General features: G+C 61.8%; 15 protein-coding genes. 10 read left to right on the forward strand and 5 right to left on the reverse strand.

Features of this window, described 5'->3' with window-relative positions:
* Window positions 1–51: 51 nt before the first annotated feature.
* The 3 genes from B348_RS0120335 to B348_RS0120345 all read right to left on the reverse strand — a co-directional run bounded on the left by B348_RS0120335 (window position 52) and on the right by B348_RS0120345 (window position 3,421).
* A complete protein-coding gene (locus B348_RS0120335; RefSeq protein WP_017737902.1) occupies window positions 52–951 on the reverse strand; it encodes an acyltransferase in 900 nt (299 codons plus the stop codon).
* Complete coding sequence (gene pta, locus B348_RS0120340; RefSeq protein ID WP_017737903.1) at window positions 952–3,051, reverse strand: phosphate acetyltransferase; 2,100 nt, start codon at window positions 3,049–3,051, stop codon at window positions 952–954.
* 79 nt (window positions 3,052–3,130) lie between these two features.
* Entirely contained in the window at window positions 3,131–3,421 is a 291-nt protein-coding gene (locus B348_RS0120345) for a DUF3565 domain-containing protein (RefSeq protein ID WP_017737904.1), read from the reverse strand.
* Here B348_RS0120345 and B348_RS0120350 point away from each other — a divergent pair.
* Window positions 3,420–3,905 carry a peptidylprolyl isomerase gene (locus B348_RS0120350; protein ID WP_017737905.1) on the forward strand — a complete coding sequence of 162 codons (486 nt, stop codon included), beginning with the start codon at window positions 3,420–3,422 and terminating at the stop codon, window positions 3,903–3,905. The genes B348_RS0120345 and B348_RS0120350 overlap by 2 nt on opposite strands.
* A gap of 302 nt (window positions 3,906–4,207) precedes the next feature.
* Here B348_RS0120350 and rpsT read toward each other — a convergent pair whose 3' ends face one another.
* Complete coding sequence (rpsT, locus tag B348_RS0120355; protein ID WP_003171647.1) at window positions 4,208–4,486, reverse strand: 30S ribosomal protein S20; 279 nt, start codon at window positions 4,484–4,486, stop codon at window positions 4,208–4,210.
* 254 nt (window positions 4,487–4,740) lie between these two features.
* On the opposite strand from rpsT, the gene murJ reads away from it, so the two are divergent.
* From murJ to ispH, 6 genes are all read left to right on the forward strand, one after another.
* Window positions 4,741–6,279: a murein biosynthesis integral membrane protein MurJ gene (gene murJ / locus B348_RS0120360; RefSeq protein ID WP_017737906.1), complete on the forward strand. Its 1,539-nt coding sequence runs from the start codon at window positions 4,741–4,743 to the stop codon at window positions 6,277–6,279.
* Window positions 6,280–6,398: 119 nt separating this feature from the next.
* Complete coding sequence (ribF, locus tag B348_RS0120365) at window positions 6,399–7,337, forward strand: bifunctional riboflavin kinase/FAD synthetase (protein ID WP_017737907.1); 939 nt, start codon at window positions 6,399–6,401, stop codon at window positions 7,335–7,337.
* A gap of 14 nt (window positions 7,338–7,351) precedes the next feature.
* On the forward strand, window positions 7,352–10,183 hold the full coding sequence (gene ileS / locus B348_RS0120370; RefSeq protein WP_017737908.1) for an isoleucine--tRNA ligase: 2,832 nt from the start codon (window positions 7,352–7,354) through the stop codon (window positions 10,181–10,183).
* Window positions 10,176–10,688, forward strand: a complete 513-nt coding sequence (gene lspA / locus B348_RS0120375; protein ID WP_017737909.1) for a signal peptidase II — start codon at window positions 10,176–10,178, stop codon at window positions 10,686–10,688. Before ileS ends, lspA begins: the two co-directional genes overlap by 8 nt.
* A gap of 7 nt (window positions 10,689–10,695) precedes the next feature.
* Window positions 10,696–11,133: a peptidylprolyl isomerase gene (locus B348_RS0120380; protein ID WP_177325344.1), complete on the forward strand. Its 438-nt coding sequence runs from the start codon at window positions 10,696–10,698 to the stop codon at window positions 11,131–11,133.
* A 184-nt stretch (window positions 11,134–11,317) separates the two neighbouring features.
* Window positions 11,318–12,265: a 4-hydroxy-3-methylbut-2-enyl diphosphate reductase gene (ispH, locus tag B348_RS0120385; protein WP_017737911.1), complete on the forward strand. Its 948-nt coding sequence runs from the start codon at window positions 11,318–11,320 to the stop codon at window positions 12,263–12,265.
* Here the strand turns inward: ispH and B348_RS0120390 are convergent.
* The gene (locus tag B348_RS0120390) at window positions 12,219–12,800 is read right to left on the reverse strand and encodes a GspH/FimT family pseudopilin (RefSeq protein WP_017737912.1); all 582 of its coding nucleotides are present in this window, start codon (window positions 12,798–12,800) and stop codon (window positions 12,219–12,221) included. The genes ispH and B348_RS0120390 overlap by 47 nt on opposite strands.
* Window positions 12,801–12,993: 193 nt before the next feature.
* On the opposite strand from B348_RS0120390, the gene pilV reads away from it, so the two are divergent.
* The 3 genes from pilV to B348_RS0120405 are packed head-to-tail and all read left to right on the forward strand — an operon-like array spanning window position 12,994 to window position 14,721.
* A complete protein-coding gene (pilV, locus tag B348_RS0120395) occupies window positions 12,994–13,479 on the forward strand; it encodes a type IV pilus modification protein PilV (RefSeq protein WP_017737913.1) in 486 nt (161 codons plus the stop codon).
* Window positions 13,476–14,183 (forward strand): PilW family protein, encoded by a 708-nt coding sequence (locus B348_RS0120400; protein WP_017737914.1) that lies wholly within the window; start codon window positions 13,476–13,478, stop codon window positions 14,181–14,183. The genes pilV and B348_RS0120400 overlap by 4 nt, the downstream gene beginning before the upstream one ends.
* 13 nt (window positions 14,184–14,196) lie before the next feature.
* Window positions 14,197–14,721 carry a PilX N-terminal domain-containing pilus assembly protein gene (locus B348_RS0120405; RefSeq protein ID WP_256204489.1) on the forward strand — a complete coding sequence of 175 codons (525 nt, stop codon included), beginning with the start codon at window positions 14,197–14,199 and terminating at the stop codon, window positions 14,719–14,721.
* Window positions 14,722–14,729: the final 8 nt, after the last annotated feature.

Genomic DNA, 14,729 nt, shown 5'->3' on the forward strand with positions numbered 1-14,729 from the left:
TGATGTACCGAGGTGCCTGCATCGCAGGCAAGCCAGCTCCCACATTTTTGATCACTTTTTGTCTGGGAATTCGGTGTGCAGCCTATCGAGCAGTTGGTCTTTTGCTTCCCACAGCTGGTTGATCCAACCCTGGAACGCCGTCCGATACTCCCCATCCTGCTCATAATTCTTGCCAATGAACTCGGCCGGGATCTGCACCTCTTCAAACTGCACCACAACGTCCTGCACATTCCCGCACAACAAATCCCAATACCCCGGGCGCCCAGCCGGATAGTGAATGGTCACATTGACCAATGACTTCAACTGCTCACCCATCGCATCCAGCACAAACGCAATGCCACCGGCTTTAGGCTTGAGCAGGTAGCGGAACGGCGATTTCTGCTGCGCATGCTTGCCCGGGGTGAACCGCGTGCCTTCGGCAAAGTTGAAAATGCCCACCGGGTTGTCGCGAAACTTCGCACAGGTCTTGCGCGTGGTTTCCAGGTCCTTGCCCTTCTTCTCCGGGTGCTTCTCCAGATACGCCTTGGTGTAGCGCTTCATGAACGGGAAGCCTAAAGCCCACCACGCCAAGCCAATCACCGGCACCCAGATCAGCTCCTGCTTGAGGAAGAACTTCAGCGGGCGAATGCGCCGGTTGAGCACGTACTGCAACACCATGATGTCGACCCAGCTCTGGTGGTTGCTGGTCACCAGGTACGAGTGCTGGTAATCCAGGCCTTCCAGGCCCTTGATGTGCCAGCGCGTGCGGCGCACCAGGTTCATCCAGCCTTTGTTGTTGGTCACCCAGGCTTCGTGGGTGTGGTTCATCAGCCATTCACTGAAGCGCTTGGCGAACGGCAATGCCTTGAACAGCGCGACGATAAACAGGAACGAACACAACAGGATCGTGTTCAGCGCCAGCAACAACGACGCGATCACCCCGCGCACGGCGGCAGGTAGAAAATCCAGCATTTAGATATCCATAGGTCGGTTGGCGGCTTGGATCGCAGTCAGTGCGATGGTGTACACGATGTCATCCACCTGGGCGCCGCGTGGCAGGTCGTTGACCGGTTTGCGCAGGCCCTGGAGCATCGGCCCCAGGCTCACGCAATCGGCGCTGCGTTGCACGGCCTTGTGGGTGGTGTTGCCGGTGTTCAGGTCGGGAAACACGAACACGGTGGCTTTACCGGCAACCAGGCTGTTCGGTGCCAATTGGCGGGCCACGTTTTCGTTGGCGGCGGCGTCGTATTGCAGCGGGCCGTCGATCAGCAGCGAGCTTTGCTGTTCGTGGGCGAGCAGGGTGGCTTCGCGGACTTTCTCCACTTCTTCGCCGCTGGCCGAGTCGCCGCTGGAATAGCTGATCATCGCCACACGCGGCGTGATGCCGAACGCGGCGGCCGAGTCGGCGCTTTGCAGGGCAATCTCCGCCAACTCGGCGGCACTTGGGTGCGGGTTCATCACGCAGTCGCCGTACACCAGCACCTGCTCCGGGAACAGCATGAAGAACACCGACGACACCAAGGTGCAGCCCGGCGCGGTCTTGATCAGTTGCAGGGCGGGGCGGATGGTGTTGGCGGTGGAGTGGATGACGCCGGAGACCAGGCCGTCCACTTCATCCAGCGCCAGCATCATGGTGGCGATCACCACGGTGTCTTCCAGTTGCTGCTCGGCCATCGGCGCGTTGAGGCTTTTGCTCTTGCGCAGGGCCACCATCGGTTCGACGTAGCGCTGGCGGATCAGGTCCGGGTCGAGAATCTCCAGGCCTTCGGGCAATTCGATGCCCTGGGCGCGGGCGACCGCTTCCACGTCCGCCGGTTTGGCCAGCAACACGCAACGGGCGATTCCGCGCGCCTGGCAGATCGCGGCGGCTTGCACGGTCAGCGGCTCGCTGCCTTCGGGCAGGACGATGCGCTTGTTGGCGGCCTGGGCGCGCTGGATCAGCTGGTAGCGGAACACCGCCGGCGACAGGCGCATCTCCCGTGGCGTGCCGCAGCGTTGGTGCAGCCAGCGCGCATCGAGGTGGCTGGCGACGAAGTCGGTGATGATCTCCGCGCGCTCGCGGTCATCGATGGGGATTTCCTTGTTGAGGCTATTGAGCTGGTTGGCGGTGTCGTAGGAGCCGGTGCTCACCGACAACACCGGCAGCCCGGCCTGGAACGCGCCACGGCACAGGTCCATGATGCGTGGGTCGGGCAGGGTGTCGCTGGTCAGCAGCAGGCCGGCCAGGGGCACGCCGTTGATCGCGGCCAGGCTGACGGCGAGGATGATGTCGTCGCGGTCGCCGGGGGTGACCACGAGCACGCCGGGCTTGAGCAGCTCCACGGTGTTGCGCATGGTGCGTGCGCAAATGATGATCTTGGTCATGCGCCGGGTTTCGTAGTCGCCGGCGTTGAGGATCTGTGCGCCCATCAGGTCGGCCACGTCACGGGTGCGTGGGGCGTTGAGTTCCGGCTGATAGGGAATGCAGCCGAGCAGGCGGAAATCACCGCTGCGCAGCAGGGGCGAATGTTCTTTCAGGCGCGCGGAGAAGGCTTCCATGCTTTCGTCGGTGCGCACCTTGTTGAGGATCACGCCGAGGACTTTCGGGTCTTTCGGGCCGCCAAACAGTTGGGCCTGCAATTCCACGCGGCCGGAGAGTTCGGTGAGCACTTCGTTTTCCGGGGCGGAGACCAGGATCACTTCCGCGTCGAGGCTCTTGGCCAGGTGCAGGTTGACCCGGGCGGCGTAACTGGCGCTGCGGGTCGGCACCATGCCTTCGACGATCAGCACGTCCTTGCCCACGGCGGCCTGTTGATACAGGGTGATGATTTCTTCAAGCAGCTCATCGAGCTGCCCGTCGCCGAGCATGCGCTCCACATGGGCCAGGCCCAGGGGCTGTGGCGGCTTCAAACCATGAGTGCGCGCCACCAGCTCGGTGGAGCGTTCGGGGCCGGTGTCGCCGGGGTGCGGCTGGGCTATGGGCTTGAAGAACCCGACTTTCAGTCCGGCCCGCTCAAGGGTGCGCACCAGCCCAAGGCTGATGGAGGTCAGACCCACACCAAAATCGGTGGGCGCGATAAAAAAAGTCTGCATGCGAATTCTCTGGAGGTGCATGGCTTGGGTGACGCTCTATGGCTGAGCGTCTACCGCGAATCAGGTGCCAAGGTTATCGTTATTCGTGCGCTTGCGTACACCAGCCGCAGGCAAAGGGCTGGCCTATTTTTTCCTGGCGCTGTGCGGGGTCGAGCACCCAGGCGCGGGACTGCCAGGGCGGCTGGTGGCGCAGGTGCTGGGTGTGGCCGCAAGACAGCTCGGCAACCCAGTGTTGGTCGTCGTCCTGGTGAAAACCGATGACCGTCGAGTCGCGTGTGCGACCCCGTCTGTCCGGGTTGTGTTCGCTTTCGGGCAAATCCTTGTTTAGACTTGTCCGTTCTTCATTCTTATGCAAAAGGTCTCGCCCCATGACGATCGCCGCTAACAAGGCTGTCTCCATCGACTATACCCTGACCAACGACGCTGGTGAGGTCATCGACAGCTCCGCCGGCGGCGCGCCGCTGGTCTACCTGCAAGGCGCAGGTAACATCATCCCAGGCCTGGAAAAGGCTCTGGAAGGCAAGAGCGTCGGTGATGAACTGACCGTTGCCGTAGAACCTGAAGATGCCTACGGCGAGTACTCGGCCGAACTGGTCAGCACCCTGAGCCGCAGCATGTTCGAAGGCGTTGACGAGCTGGAAGTGGGCATGCAGTTCCACGCTTCCGCGCCGGACGGCCAAATGCAGATCGTCACCATCCGTGACCTGGACGGCGACGACGTCACCGTTGACGGCAACCACCCGCTGGCTGGCCAGCGCCTGAACTTCCAAGTGAAGATCGTTGCCATCCGCGACGCTTCCCAGGAAGAAGTGGCCCACGGCCACGTTCACGGTGAAGGCGGTCACCAGCACTGATTGATGCATTGATCAGTTGCTAGCAAAAACGCCCCGACCTGTTCGGGGCGTTTTTTTTGTGCTCAAAAAATGTATGCAATCCAAATGTGGGAGCGGGCTTGCCCGCGATGGCGGTGGGTCAGCAACACCTATGCAAGCTGACCCACCGCCATCGCAGGCAAGCCAGCTCCCACACAAGCCAGCTCCCAAATGTTTGAGCGGTGCAATCTTTATTCGGGCACAAACAAAAATGCCCCGGACCTTTCGGTACGGGGCATTTCTTAACTGTTGCGTAACCTGGGTTACGCGCCAGTTGTTACCACTTAGGCTGCTGCAGCGACGTTCAGAGCCTTGATGTGGCCATTCAGACGGCTCTTATGACGAGCGGCCTTGTTCTTGTGGATGATGCCTTTATCGGCCATACGGTCGATAACAGGCACAGCCAGAACGTAAGCTGCTTGAGCTTTTTCAGCGTCTTTGGTGTCGATGGCTTTAACTACATTCTTGATGTAGGTACGAACCATGGAACGCAGGCTGGCGTTGTGGCTGCGACGCTTCTCAGCCTGTTTTGCACGTTTTTTGGCGGAAGGTGTGTTGGCCACCGTCGAGCTCCTCGAAAGACTTTTTAGGAAATAGCAAACAAAATAGGCCGCGAATCATGCCGATGACTTGAAGTGTTGTCAAGGGCGGCTGATGCGAACTGCTGAGTGGTCGATCTGAAGAGGCGGGTGATTTATTTCCGGCGCTTGACCTGTAAACTCGCGAGCTTTGGCTCTGTGCTGTTGCAGGCGCGCAGTATCGCATAAGTAGGCGCGTTGTTCGCCTGCTGTTTATCTAATAGGCGCAAACTCTTTCAATGAACCTCCTCAAATCGTTGGCCGCCGTCAGCTCTATCACGATGATCTCGCGGGTTTTGGGCTTCGTGCGCGATACCCTGCTGGCACGAATTTTTGGCGCGAGCATGGCCACGGACGCCTTCTTTATTGCGTTTAAACTGCCCAACCTGCTGCGGCGGATCTTCGCCGAAGGCGCATTTTCCCAGGCCTTCGTGCCGATCCTGGCCGAATACAAGACCCAGCAGGGCGAGGAGGCGACGCGCACCTTTATTGCCTACGTGTCGGGCCTGCTGACCCTGGTGCTGATGCTGGTGACCGTGCTCGGCATGCTCGCCGCACCCTGGGTGATCTGGGCCACGGCCCCCGGTTTTGCCAACACCCCGGAAAAATTCGCGCTGACCACTGACCTGCTGCGGGTGACCTTTCCTTATATATTGCTGATTTCCCTGTCATCCCTGGCCGGCGCGATCCTCAACACCTGGAACCGCTTCTCGGTGCCGGCCTTTGTGCCGACCCTGCTGAACGTCAGCATGATTATCTTCGCGCTGTTCCTCACGCCGTATTTCGATCCGCCGGTCATGGCCCTCGGCTGGGCCGTACTGGCCGGTGGCCTGGCGCAGCTGCTTTACCAACTGCCGCACCTGAAAAAGATCGGCATGCTCGTGCTGCCGCGCCTCAATCTGAAGGACACCGGCGTCTGGCGCGTAATGCGCAACATGCTGCCGGCGATTCTTGGTGTGTCCGTCAGTCAGATTTCCCTGATCATCAACACCGCGTTCGCGTCGCTGTTGGTCTCGGGTTCGGTATCGTGGATGTACTACGCGGATCGCTTGATGGAACTGCCGTCCGGCGTGCTCGGCGTGGCCTTGGGCACGATTTTGCTGCCAACCCTGGCGCGCACCTACGCCAGCAAGGACCGCCAGGAATACTCGCGCATCCTCGATTGGGGCCTGCGCCTGTGCTTTGTGCTGGTGCTGCCGTGCGCCCTGGCCCTGGGGATCCTGGCCGAGCCGCTGACCGTGTCGTTGTTCCAGTACGGTCAGTTCGACGCCCATGACGCCCTGATGACGCAGCACGCGCTGGTCGCCTACTCGGTGGGCCTGCTCGGCATCATCGTGATCAAGGTGCTGGCGCCGGGCTTCTATGCCCAGCAAAACATCCGTACGCCGGTAAAAATCGCGATATTCACGCTGATCGTCACGCAACTGCTCAACCTGGTGTTTATCGGCCCGTTGGCCCATGCCGGCCTGGCCCTGGCCATCAGCGCCGGTGCGTGTATCAACGCCGGCCTGCTGTTCTACCAACTGCGCAAGCAGCAGATGTTCCAGCCGCAGCCAGGCTGGGGTCTGTTCGCTCTTAAGCTGGTGGTTGCAGTGACGGCGATGTCGGCGGTATTGCTCGGCCTGATGCACTTCATGCCCGCCTGGGACGAAGGCCATATGCTGGAGCGTTTCCTGCGCCTTGGCGTGCTGGTCGTGGCCGGTGTGGTGGTGTACTTCGGGATGTTGCTGCTGCAGGGTTTCCGCCTGCGGGATTTCAATCGCAAGTCGATTGGCTAGAGCGTTTGCCGCGATAAAACGGCTGTTTTATCGATTCGACCCATTTGGCCTGTTCTGTTGCCTGTCGTCCGGGGCTGGGTGTGGTTATAATCGACCACTTTATGAGCAAGAAGCGCGTTATGCAGCTGGTTCGAGGTCTCCACAACCTGCGCCCCCAGCATCGGGGCTGCGTCGCCACTATTGGCAACTTTGACGGTGTTCACCGTGGCCACCAGGCTATCCTGGCCAGGCTGCGCGAGCGTGCGGTCGAGTTGGGCGTGCCCAGCTGCGTGGTGATATTTGAGCCACAGCCGCGGGAATATTTCAGCCCCGAGACGGCGCCGGCACGTCTGGCCCGCTTGCGGGACAAGCTGCAACTGCTGGCCGAAGAAGGCGTGGACCGTGTCCTCTGCCTGGCCTTCAACCAGCGTTTGCAAAGCCTCAGCGCCGCCGAGTTCGTTGACCGGATCCTGGTGGACGGCCTGGGCGTGCAGCACCTGGAGGTCGGCGACGACTTCCGTTTTGGCTGCGACCGCGTCGGCGATTTCGATTTCCTGCAGAAGGCTGGCGCTCATCAAGGTTTTACCGTCGAAGCCGCGCAAACCGTCGAACTGGACGGCCTGCGCGTGAGCAGTACCCAGGTGCGTAACGCCCTGGCCGCTGCCGACTTCGCGCTGGCCGAGCGTTTGCTCGGTCGCCCGTTCCGCATTGCCGGACGGGTCCTGCACGGCCAGAAGCTGGCGCGCCAACTGGGCACGCCAACCGCCAACGTGCAGCTCAAGCGCCGTCGTGTGCCACTCACCGGGGTCTACCTGGTGAGTGTGGATATCGACGGTCAACCGTGGCCGGGAGTCGCCAACATAGGCGTCAGGCCCACGGTTGCAGGTGATGGCAAGGCCCACCTGGAAGTTCACCTTTTGGATTTTGCCGGTGATCTGTATGACCGGCGTTTGACGGTGGTTTTCCACCAAAAGCTGCGTGAAGAGCAGCGATTCGCCTCCCTTGAGGCGTTGAAAACGGCGATCAATGCGGATGTCGCCGCCGCCCGTGCACTAGCCGCACCTAGCGCCCATCGCTAACCGAAGAGCCTTAAATGACCGACTATAAAGCCACGCTAAACCTTCCGGACACCGCCTTCCCAATGAAGGCCGGCCTGCCACAGCGCGAACCGCAGATCCTGCAGCGCTGGGACAGTATTGGCCTGTACGGAAAGTTGCGCGAGATTGGCAAGGATCGTCCGAAATTCGTCCTGCACGACGGCCCTCCTTATGCCAACGGCACGATTCACATCGGTCATGCGCTGAACAAGATTCTCAAGGACATGATCCTGCGCTCGAAAACCCTGTCGGGCTTCGACGCGCCGTACGTCCCGGGCTGGGACTGCCATGGCCTGCCGATCGAACATAAAGTCGAAGTGACCCACGGCAAGAACCTGGGCGCGGATAAAACCCGCGAACTGTGCCGTGCCTACGCCACCGAGCAGATCGAAGGGCAGAAGTCCGAATTCATCCGCCTGGGCGTGCTCGGCGAGTGGGACAACCCGTACAAGACCATGAACTTCAAGAACGAGGCCGGTGAAATCCGCGCCTTGGCCGAAATCGTCAAGGGCGGTTTCGTGTTCAAGGGCCTCAAGCCCGTCAACTGGTGCTTTGACTGCGGTTCGGCCCTGGCTGAAGCGGAAGTCGAGTACGAAGACAAGAAGTCCTCGACCATCGACGTGGCCTTCCCGATTGCCGACGAGGCCAAGCTGGCCGAGGCCTTTGGCCTGGCATCGCTGGCCAAGCCTGCCGCCATCGTGATCTGGACCACCACCCCGTGGACCATCCCGGCCAACCAGGCGCTGAACGTGCACCCGGAATTCACCTACGCCCTGGTGGACGTCGGTGATCGCCTGCTGGTCCTGGCCGAGGAAATGGTCGAAGCCTGCCTGGCGCGCTACGAGCTGCAAGGTTCGGTGATCGCCACCACCACCGGCACCGCGCTGGAACTGATCAACTTCCGCCACCCGTTCTACGACCGTCTGTCGCCGGTGTACCTGGCTGACTACGTCGAGCTGGGTTCGGGTACCGGTATCGTCCACTGCTCGCCTGCCTACGGCGTAGACGACTTTGTGATCTGCAAGAAGTACGGCTTGGTCAACGACGACATCATCAACCCGGTGCAAAGCAACGGCGTGTATGTGCCGTCGCTGGAGTTCTTCGGTGGCCAGTTCATCTTCAAGGCCGACCAGCCGATCATCGAAAAGCTGCGTGAAGTCGGTGCGCTGATGCAAACCGCCACCATCCAGCACAGCTACATGCACTGCTGGCGTCACAAGACCCCGCTGATCTACCGCGCCACCGCGCAGTGGTTCATCGGCATGGACAAAGAGCCCACCAGCGGCGACACCCTGCGCAACCGCGCGATCAAGGCGATCGAAGAGACCAAGTTCGTCCCGGCCTGGGGCCAGGCGCGCCTGCACTCGATGATCGCCAACCGCCCGGACTGGTGCATCTCGCGCCAGCGTAACTGGGGCGTGCCGATCCCGTTCTTCCTGAACAAGGAAAGCGGCGAGCTGCACCCGCGCACCGTCGAGCTGATGGAAACGGTTGCCCAGCGCGTTGAACAGGAAGGCATCGAAGCCTGGTTCAAGATGGACGCCGCCGAACTGCTGGGCGACGAAGCGCCGCAGTACGACAAGATCAGCGACACCCTCGACGTGTGGTTCGACTCGGGCACCACCCACTGGCACGTCCTGCGTGGCTCGCACCCGATGGGTCACGAGAGCGGCCCGCGTGCCGACCTGTACCTGGAAGGTTCGGACCAGCACCGTGGCTGGTTCCATTCGTCCCTGCTGACTGGTTGCGCCATCGACAACCACGCGCCGTACCGCGAACTGCTGACCCACGGCTTCACCGTCGACGAGACGGGCCGCAAGATGTCCAAGTCGCTGAAAAACGTGATCGAGCCGAAGAAGATCAACGACACCCTGGGCGCCGACATCATGCGTCTGTGGGTGGCGTCGACCGACTACTCCGGCGAGATCGCCGTGTCGGACCAGATCCTGGCCCGCAGCGCCGATGCCTACCGTCGCATCCGTAATACCGCACGCTTCCTGTTGTCGAACCTGACCGGTTTCAACCCGGCCACCGACATCCTGCCGGCCGAGGACATGCTCGCCCTGGACCGTTGGGCCGTGGACCGTACCCTGTTGCTGCAACGCGAGTTGCAGGAAAACTACGGCGAATACCGCTTCTGGAACGTCTACTCGAAGATCCACAACTTCTGCGTGCAGGAGCTGGGTGGTTTCTACCTCGACATCATCAAGGACCGCCAGTACACCACCGGCGCCAACAGCAAGGCACGCCGTTCGGCGCAGACCGCGCTGTATCACATCTCCGAAGCGTTGGTGCGCTGGATCGCCCCGATCCTGGCCTTCACCGCCGACGAACTGTGGGAATACCTGCCGGGCGAGCGCAACGAGTCCGTGATGCTCAACACCTGGTACGAAGGCCTGACCGAACTGCCGGCCGACTTCGAACTGGGCCGCGAGTACTGGGAAGGCGTGATGGCCGTCAAGGTTGCGGTGAACAAGGAGCTGGAAGTGCAGCGTGCGGCCAAGGCCGTCGGTGGCAACCTGCAAGCCGAAGTCACCCTGTTTGCCGAGGAAGGCCTTACCGCCGACCTGGCCAAGCTGAGCAACGAACTGCGTTTCGTGCTGATCACCTCCACCGCGAGCCTGGCGCCATTCGCCCAGGCCCCGGCGGACGCGGTCGCCACCGAAGTACCGGGCCTCAAGCTCAAAGTGGTCAAGTCGGCCTTCGCCAAGTGCGCCCGTTGCTGGCACTGCCGTGAAGACGTCGGCGTGAACCCAGAGCATCCGGAAATCTGTGGTCGTTGCGTCGACAACATCAGCGGTGCAGGCGAGGTTCGTCACTATGCCTAATGCAGCCAGTCGTTTTGGACGCCTGGGCTGGCTCGTACTGAGCGTGCTGGTCCTGGTCATTGACCAGGTCAGCAAGGCTCACTTCGAAGGCGCCTTGCAGATGTACCAGCAGATTGTGGTCATTCCTGACTACTTCAGCTGGACCTTGGCCTACAACACCGGCGCGGCGTTCAGCTTCCTCGCCGACGGTGGCGGCTGGCAGCGCTGGCTGTTCGCCCTGATCGCCGTGGTGGTCAGTGCGGTGCTGGTGGTCTGGCTCAAGCGCCTCGGCCGCGACGACACCTGGCTGGCCATCGCCCTGGCCCTGGTGCTGGGCGGCGCGTTGGGCAACCTGTACGACCGCATTGCCCTGGGCCATGTGATCGACTTTATCCTCGTGCATTGGCAGAACCGCTGGTACTTCCCGGCGTTCAACTTTGCCGACAGCGCCATCACCGTCGGTGCAATCATGCTGGCGTTGGACATGTTCAAAAGTAAGAAAACCGGAGAGACCGTCAATGACTGATCAGGTATTGGCTGAGCAACGCATCGGCCAGAACACGGAAGTCACCTTGCATTTCGCACTGCGCCTGGAGAATGGCGACACGGTCGACAGCACGTTCGACAAAGCCCCGGCGACCTTCAAGGTCGGCGACGGCAACCTGCTGCCGGGTTTCGAAGCGGCCCTGTTCGGCTTCAAGGCTGGCGACAAGCGCAACCTGCAGATCCTGCCGGAAAACGCCTTTGGCCAGCCCAATCCGCAAAACGTGCAGATCATCCCGCGTTCGCAGTTCGAAGGCATGGACCTGTCGGAAGGCTTGCTGGTGATCTTCAATGATGCGGCGAATACCGAATTGCCTGGCGTGGTGAAGACCTTCGATGACACGCAAGTAACCATCGACTTCAACCACCCGTTGGCCGGTAAAACCTTGACCTTTGACGTTGAAATCATCGACGTTAAAGCGCTCTGACTGACGAAACCGGTTCCTGCGGGTGGCGGCTTGTGTAGGAGCTGGCTTGCCTGCGATTGCATCACCTCGGTGTACTTGATACACCGAGTCGTCTGCATCGCGGGCAAGCCCGGCTCCCACAGAGGCTCAAGCTTATAGAGCTGAGTTGATCCAATTTCTTGCCCTGCAAGACACGAGGCACAGCATGCACATCAAACTCGCCAACCCCCGTGGCTTCTGCGCCGGCGTGGACCGTGCGATCGAAATCGTCAACCGCGCCCTGGAAGTCTTCGGGCCGCCGATCTACGTGCGCCATGAAGTCGTCCACAACAAATTCGTGGTCGAAGACCTGCGCGCCCGCGGCGCCATCTTCGTCGAAGAGTTGGACCAGGTGCCGGACGACGTGATCGTGATCTTCAGCGCCCACGGTGTTTCCCAGGCGGTGCGCACCGAGGCGGCAGGCCGTGGCCTGAAAGTCTTCGACGCCACCTGCCCACTGGTGACCAAGGTGCACATCGAAGTCGCACGCTACAGCCGTGACGGCCGTGAGTGCATCCTGATCGGCCACGCCGGGCACCCGGAAGTCGAAGGCACCATGGGCCAGTACGACGCCAGCAATGGTGGCGCCATCTACCTGGTGGAAGACGAAAAAGACGTCGCCAACCTGCAGGTGCGCAACCCCGAGCGCCTGGCATTCGTGACCCAGACCACCTTGTCCATGGACGACACCAGCCGCGTCATCGACGCCCTGCGCACTCGCTTCCCGGCCATCGGTGGCCCGCGCAAGGACGACATCTGCTACGCCACGCAAAACCGCCAGGACGCGGTCAAGCAACTGGCCAACGAGTGCGATGTGGTCCTGGTGGTCGGCAGCCCTAACAGCTCCAACTCCAACCGCCTGCGCGAGCTGGCCGAACGCATGGCAACACCGGCGTACCTGATCGACGGCGCGGAAGACATGCAACGCAGCTGGTTCGATGGCGTCCAGCGTATCGGCATCACCGCCGGTGCCTCGGCCCCGGAAGTCCTGGTGCGCGGCGTGATCCAGCAGTTGCACGCCTGGGGTGCCACCGGCGCCGATGAGTTGGCCGGTCGTGAAGAAAACATCACTTTCTCCATGCCCAAGGAGCTGCGGGTTCGCTCGTTGCTCTGAGTGCCAGGGTGCCGGAGTAGCTCCGGCACAACGCCTGCTCGGTCCTGTCGCTGCGCAGGCTGATGCGTCCGCTGGGCGCCAGTACCACCTGGTACTGGCTTTGCGCCTGGCCCGTGGCGCACACATGCACAGTGCCCGCTCGAAACCCTCCGCCTGAAAATACCGGTTCGCCCAGCCCGCTGAAGCGTACCTGGCTCTTGACCGGGCCATTGCCGACAATCGCCACGCGCCCGCTGTCCTGGTGCTCCAGCAACACCGGATTGTCCTCGTCCAGGTGGCCGCGTCCGCTCACGTCCACGATCACCCGCCAACCTCGGCTCCAGTCTTCGTCCTGTGCGTGGATGATGACGGCCCGGTTGCGCGCGATGGCTTCGGTGCGCGCGAAGCGCAGCCCTCCGGCCAGGGATTGTGCGGCGCTATGTCGTTGTTGTGATTCGAGCAGGTTCTTGAAACCGGGCACGGCCAGGTTGGCCAGGATGCCGCTCATGATCAGCCCGAGCAGCAGTTCAATCAGGGTGAAACCGCGCTGTTGCATAGGTCATCCCTCCGTGGATGTGGGTGCAGACCTAGGTATAGCGCCTGCGCCTCGACCTCGGATGATGGCCTTTTTGTCCAAAGTATTTCCCTTTGTTCCGGCAGCGCCACGGTTGAAAAACCGGCGCTAGTCTTGGGCTGCACAGCAGGATTTCCTGCTTCTTTTTTGGCCTTCGACACGGACGACGATGGTAATGCTTGCCTCCCCGAACACCGTTTGCACCTGCACCTTGCCTCGGCGCCAAACCGGCATGACCCTGATCGAAGTGCTGGTCGCCCTATTGATTCTCGCCGTTGGCCTGTTGGGCGCGGCCGCCATCCAGCTCAATGCGCTCAAGTACACCGACAGCGCCAGGATGATCAGCCAGGCCAGTTTCATCGCCTACGACATGCTCGACCGCATCCGCGCCAACGCCGCTGCCGACTACGCGTGGGGCCGTGCAGAACGTGCGCCGGCCAGCAGTGCCAGTGCCAGCGTGCGTGACCTGGACCTGCATGATTTCGAAGCCAATATCCTCGGGTTTGCCGGGCCGAGCGCCAAAGGCTCGGTGGCGGTGAGCGCCAATGAAGTGACCGTCACCATCAGTTGGGATGATCGACGGGCCACAGACACCAGTGACGCACGCGAGACCTTTACCCTGACCAGCCGAATCGGTCATGAGCCGGGAGTGCTGCCATGAGCTCGCGTCTTCGCGGTTTCAGCCTGGTTGAGTTGCTGCTCGCGCTGGCCATCGGGCTGGTGTTGGTGGCCGGGGGCAGCCAGGTGGTGATCAGTTCCCGCGCGACACAGGCGAGCCAGCAGGCGGCGATGTGGCTGCAGGATGATGCGCGGTTTGTCCTGGGCAAGATGATTCAGGACATCCGCCAGGCGGGCATGTTTGGCTGCCTGGGCACGGCGTTTATCGAGAATGCACCGGCGGCCTTTGATCAGCCTGTGCGCTGGAGTGCCGGGAACGGATCAGCGTCACTGACGCTGGTGACGGCGGATATCGGCGATGGTGGCGGCAAGCCCGACTGGACGGTGCTGTCCGATTGTACGGGAACCGCCGAGGCGTTCACGGGCAGCGCGCCCGTGCCTTTGCCTGGGCAGATTCGCTTTGGATTGCGGCAGATCACCTACACCTTCGAGGCGGGCCAGTTGAAGGTCAGTACGCCTGCGGCACCGGCCAAGGCGGTGCTGGTGGATAACGTGCGGGCGTTTGATATCAGCTTCGGCGTGGCCGCCAAGCCTGGCTCGGCGGAAGTGGTGCGTTATGACGCCCGCCCCGGTGATGAATCCCTGATCCGCAGCGTGCGTATCCTGATGATGCTGCAAGACCCCGCGGGGCGCGTCAAGGATCAAGCCTACAGCGTCGTGGCCGCGCTGCGAAACCGTCTGGGGTAGGGCGGGTATGGGAATGTCTCAACACGAAAATGTACGGCAGGCGGGCATGGTGCTGCCGATCAGCCTGGTGTTTCTGCTGTTGCTGTCGCTGATTGGCTTGGCGTCGATGCGGGGCGCGGTGTCCCAGCAGAAGGCCGCCGCCAGTCTGTGGCATCGCAACCAATCGCTGCAGAGTGCCGAAAGTGGCCTGAGGATGGGGGAGTCGGTCGTACAGCGGGTGCCTGCGACCTTGCCAGTGTGTCGGTCTGTCGTCACCTGCGCGCCGCCGGGCGAGGCATTTTCACTGAGCGGCGCCGGAGTGAACCCGGTTTCCGGCGTCACCTGGATCGCGCTCAAGGGCGGTTTCTACGGCATACAGTCCCTCGGGCCTGCCGTGGGGCTGGCTCAATTGCCGCCGCAAGTAACGGCTGCTGTGTACCGGGTGACGGCGGTCGGGTTAGGCGGCCAATCCCGCACGGTCTTGGAGAGCGTGTATGTGCGGGTAGACGGGGAGGGCGGCTCGCGGTTTCGGCGGGTGGGCTGGCGGGAACTTCAATAAGGGGTGGT

Source organism: Pseudomonas sp. CBZ-4, assembly GCF_000346755.1.
Classification (GTDB): domain Bacteria; phylum Pseudomonadota; class Gammaproteobacteria; order Pseudomonadales; family Pseudomonadaceae; genus Aquipseudomonas.

What these genes read in the sequence shown, in the direction of transcription:
- B348_RS0120335 (WP_017737902.1), bottom strand. Translation starts at nt 951, where the DNA reads ATGCTGGATTTTCTACCTGCCGCCGTGCGCGGGGTGATCGCGTCGTTG.
- lspA (WP_017737909.1), top strand. Translation starts at nt 10,176, where the DNA reads ATGCCTAATGCAGCCAGTCGTTTTGGACGCCTGGGCTGGCTCGTACTG.
- ribF (WP_017737907.1), top strand. Translation starts at nt 6,399, where the DNA reads ATGCAGCTGGTTCGAGGTCTCCACAACCTGCGCCCCCAGCATCGGGGC.
- pilV (WP_017737913.1), top strand. Translation starts at nt 12,994, where the DNA reads ATGCTTGCCTCCCCGAACACCGTTTGCACCTGCACCTTGCCTCGGCGC.
- B348_RS0120400 (WP_017737914.1), top strand. Translation starts at nt 13,476, where the DNA reads ATGAGCTCGCGTCTTCGCGGTTTCAGCCTGGTTGAGTTGCTGCTCGCG.
- pta (WP_017737903.1), bottom strand. Translation starts at nt 3,051, where the DNA reads ATGCAGACTTTTTTTATCGCGCCCACCGATTTTGGTGTGGGTCTGACC.
- B348_RS0120405 (WP_256204489.1), top strand. Translation starts at nt 14,197, where the DNA reads ATGTCTCAACACGAAAATGTACGGCAGGCGGGCATGGTGCTGCCGATC.
- ispH (WP_017737911.1), top strand. Translation starts at nt 11,318, where the DNA reads ATGCACATCAAACTCGCCAACCCCCGTGGCTTCTGCGCCGGCGTGGAC.
- B348_RS0120345 (WP_017737904.1), bottom strand. Translation starts at nt 3,421, where the DNA reads ATGGGGCGAGACCTTTTGCATAAGAATGAAGAACGGACAAGTCTAAAC.
- B348_RS0120390 (WP_017737912.1), bottom strand. Translation starts at nt 12,800, where the DNA reads ATGCAACAGCGCGGTTTCACCCTGATTGAACTGCTGCTCGGGCTGATC.
- ileS (WP_017737908.1), top strand. Translation starts at nt 7,352, where the DNA reads ATGACCGACTATAAAGCCACGCTAAACCTTCCGGACACCGCCTTCCCA.
- B348_RS0120350 (WP_017737905.1), top strand. Translation starts at nt 3,420, where the DNA reads ATGACGATCGCCGCTAACAAGGCTGTCTCCATCGACTATACCCTGACC.
- murJ (WP_017737906.1), top strand. Translation starts at nt 4,741, where the DNA reads ATGAACCTCCTCAAATCGTTGGCCGCCGTCAGCTCTATCACGATGATC.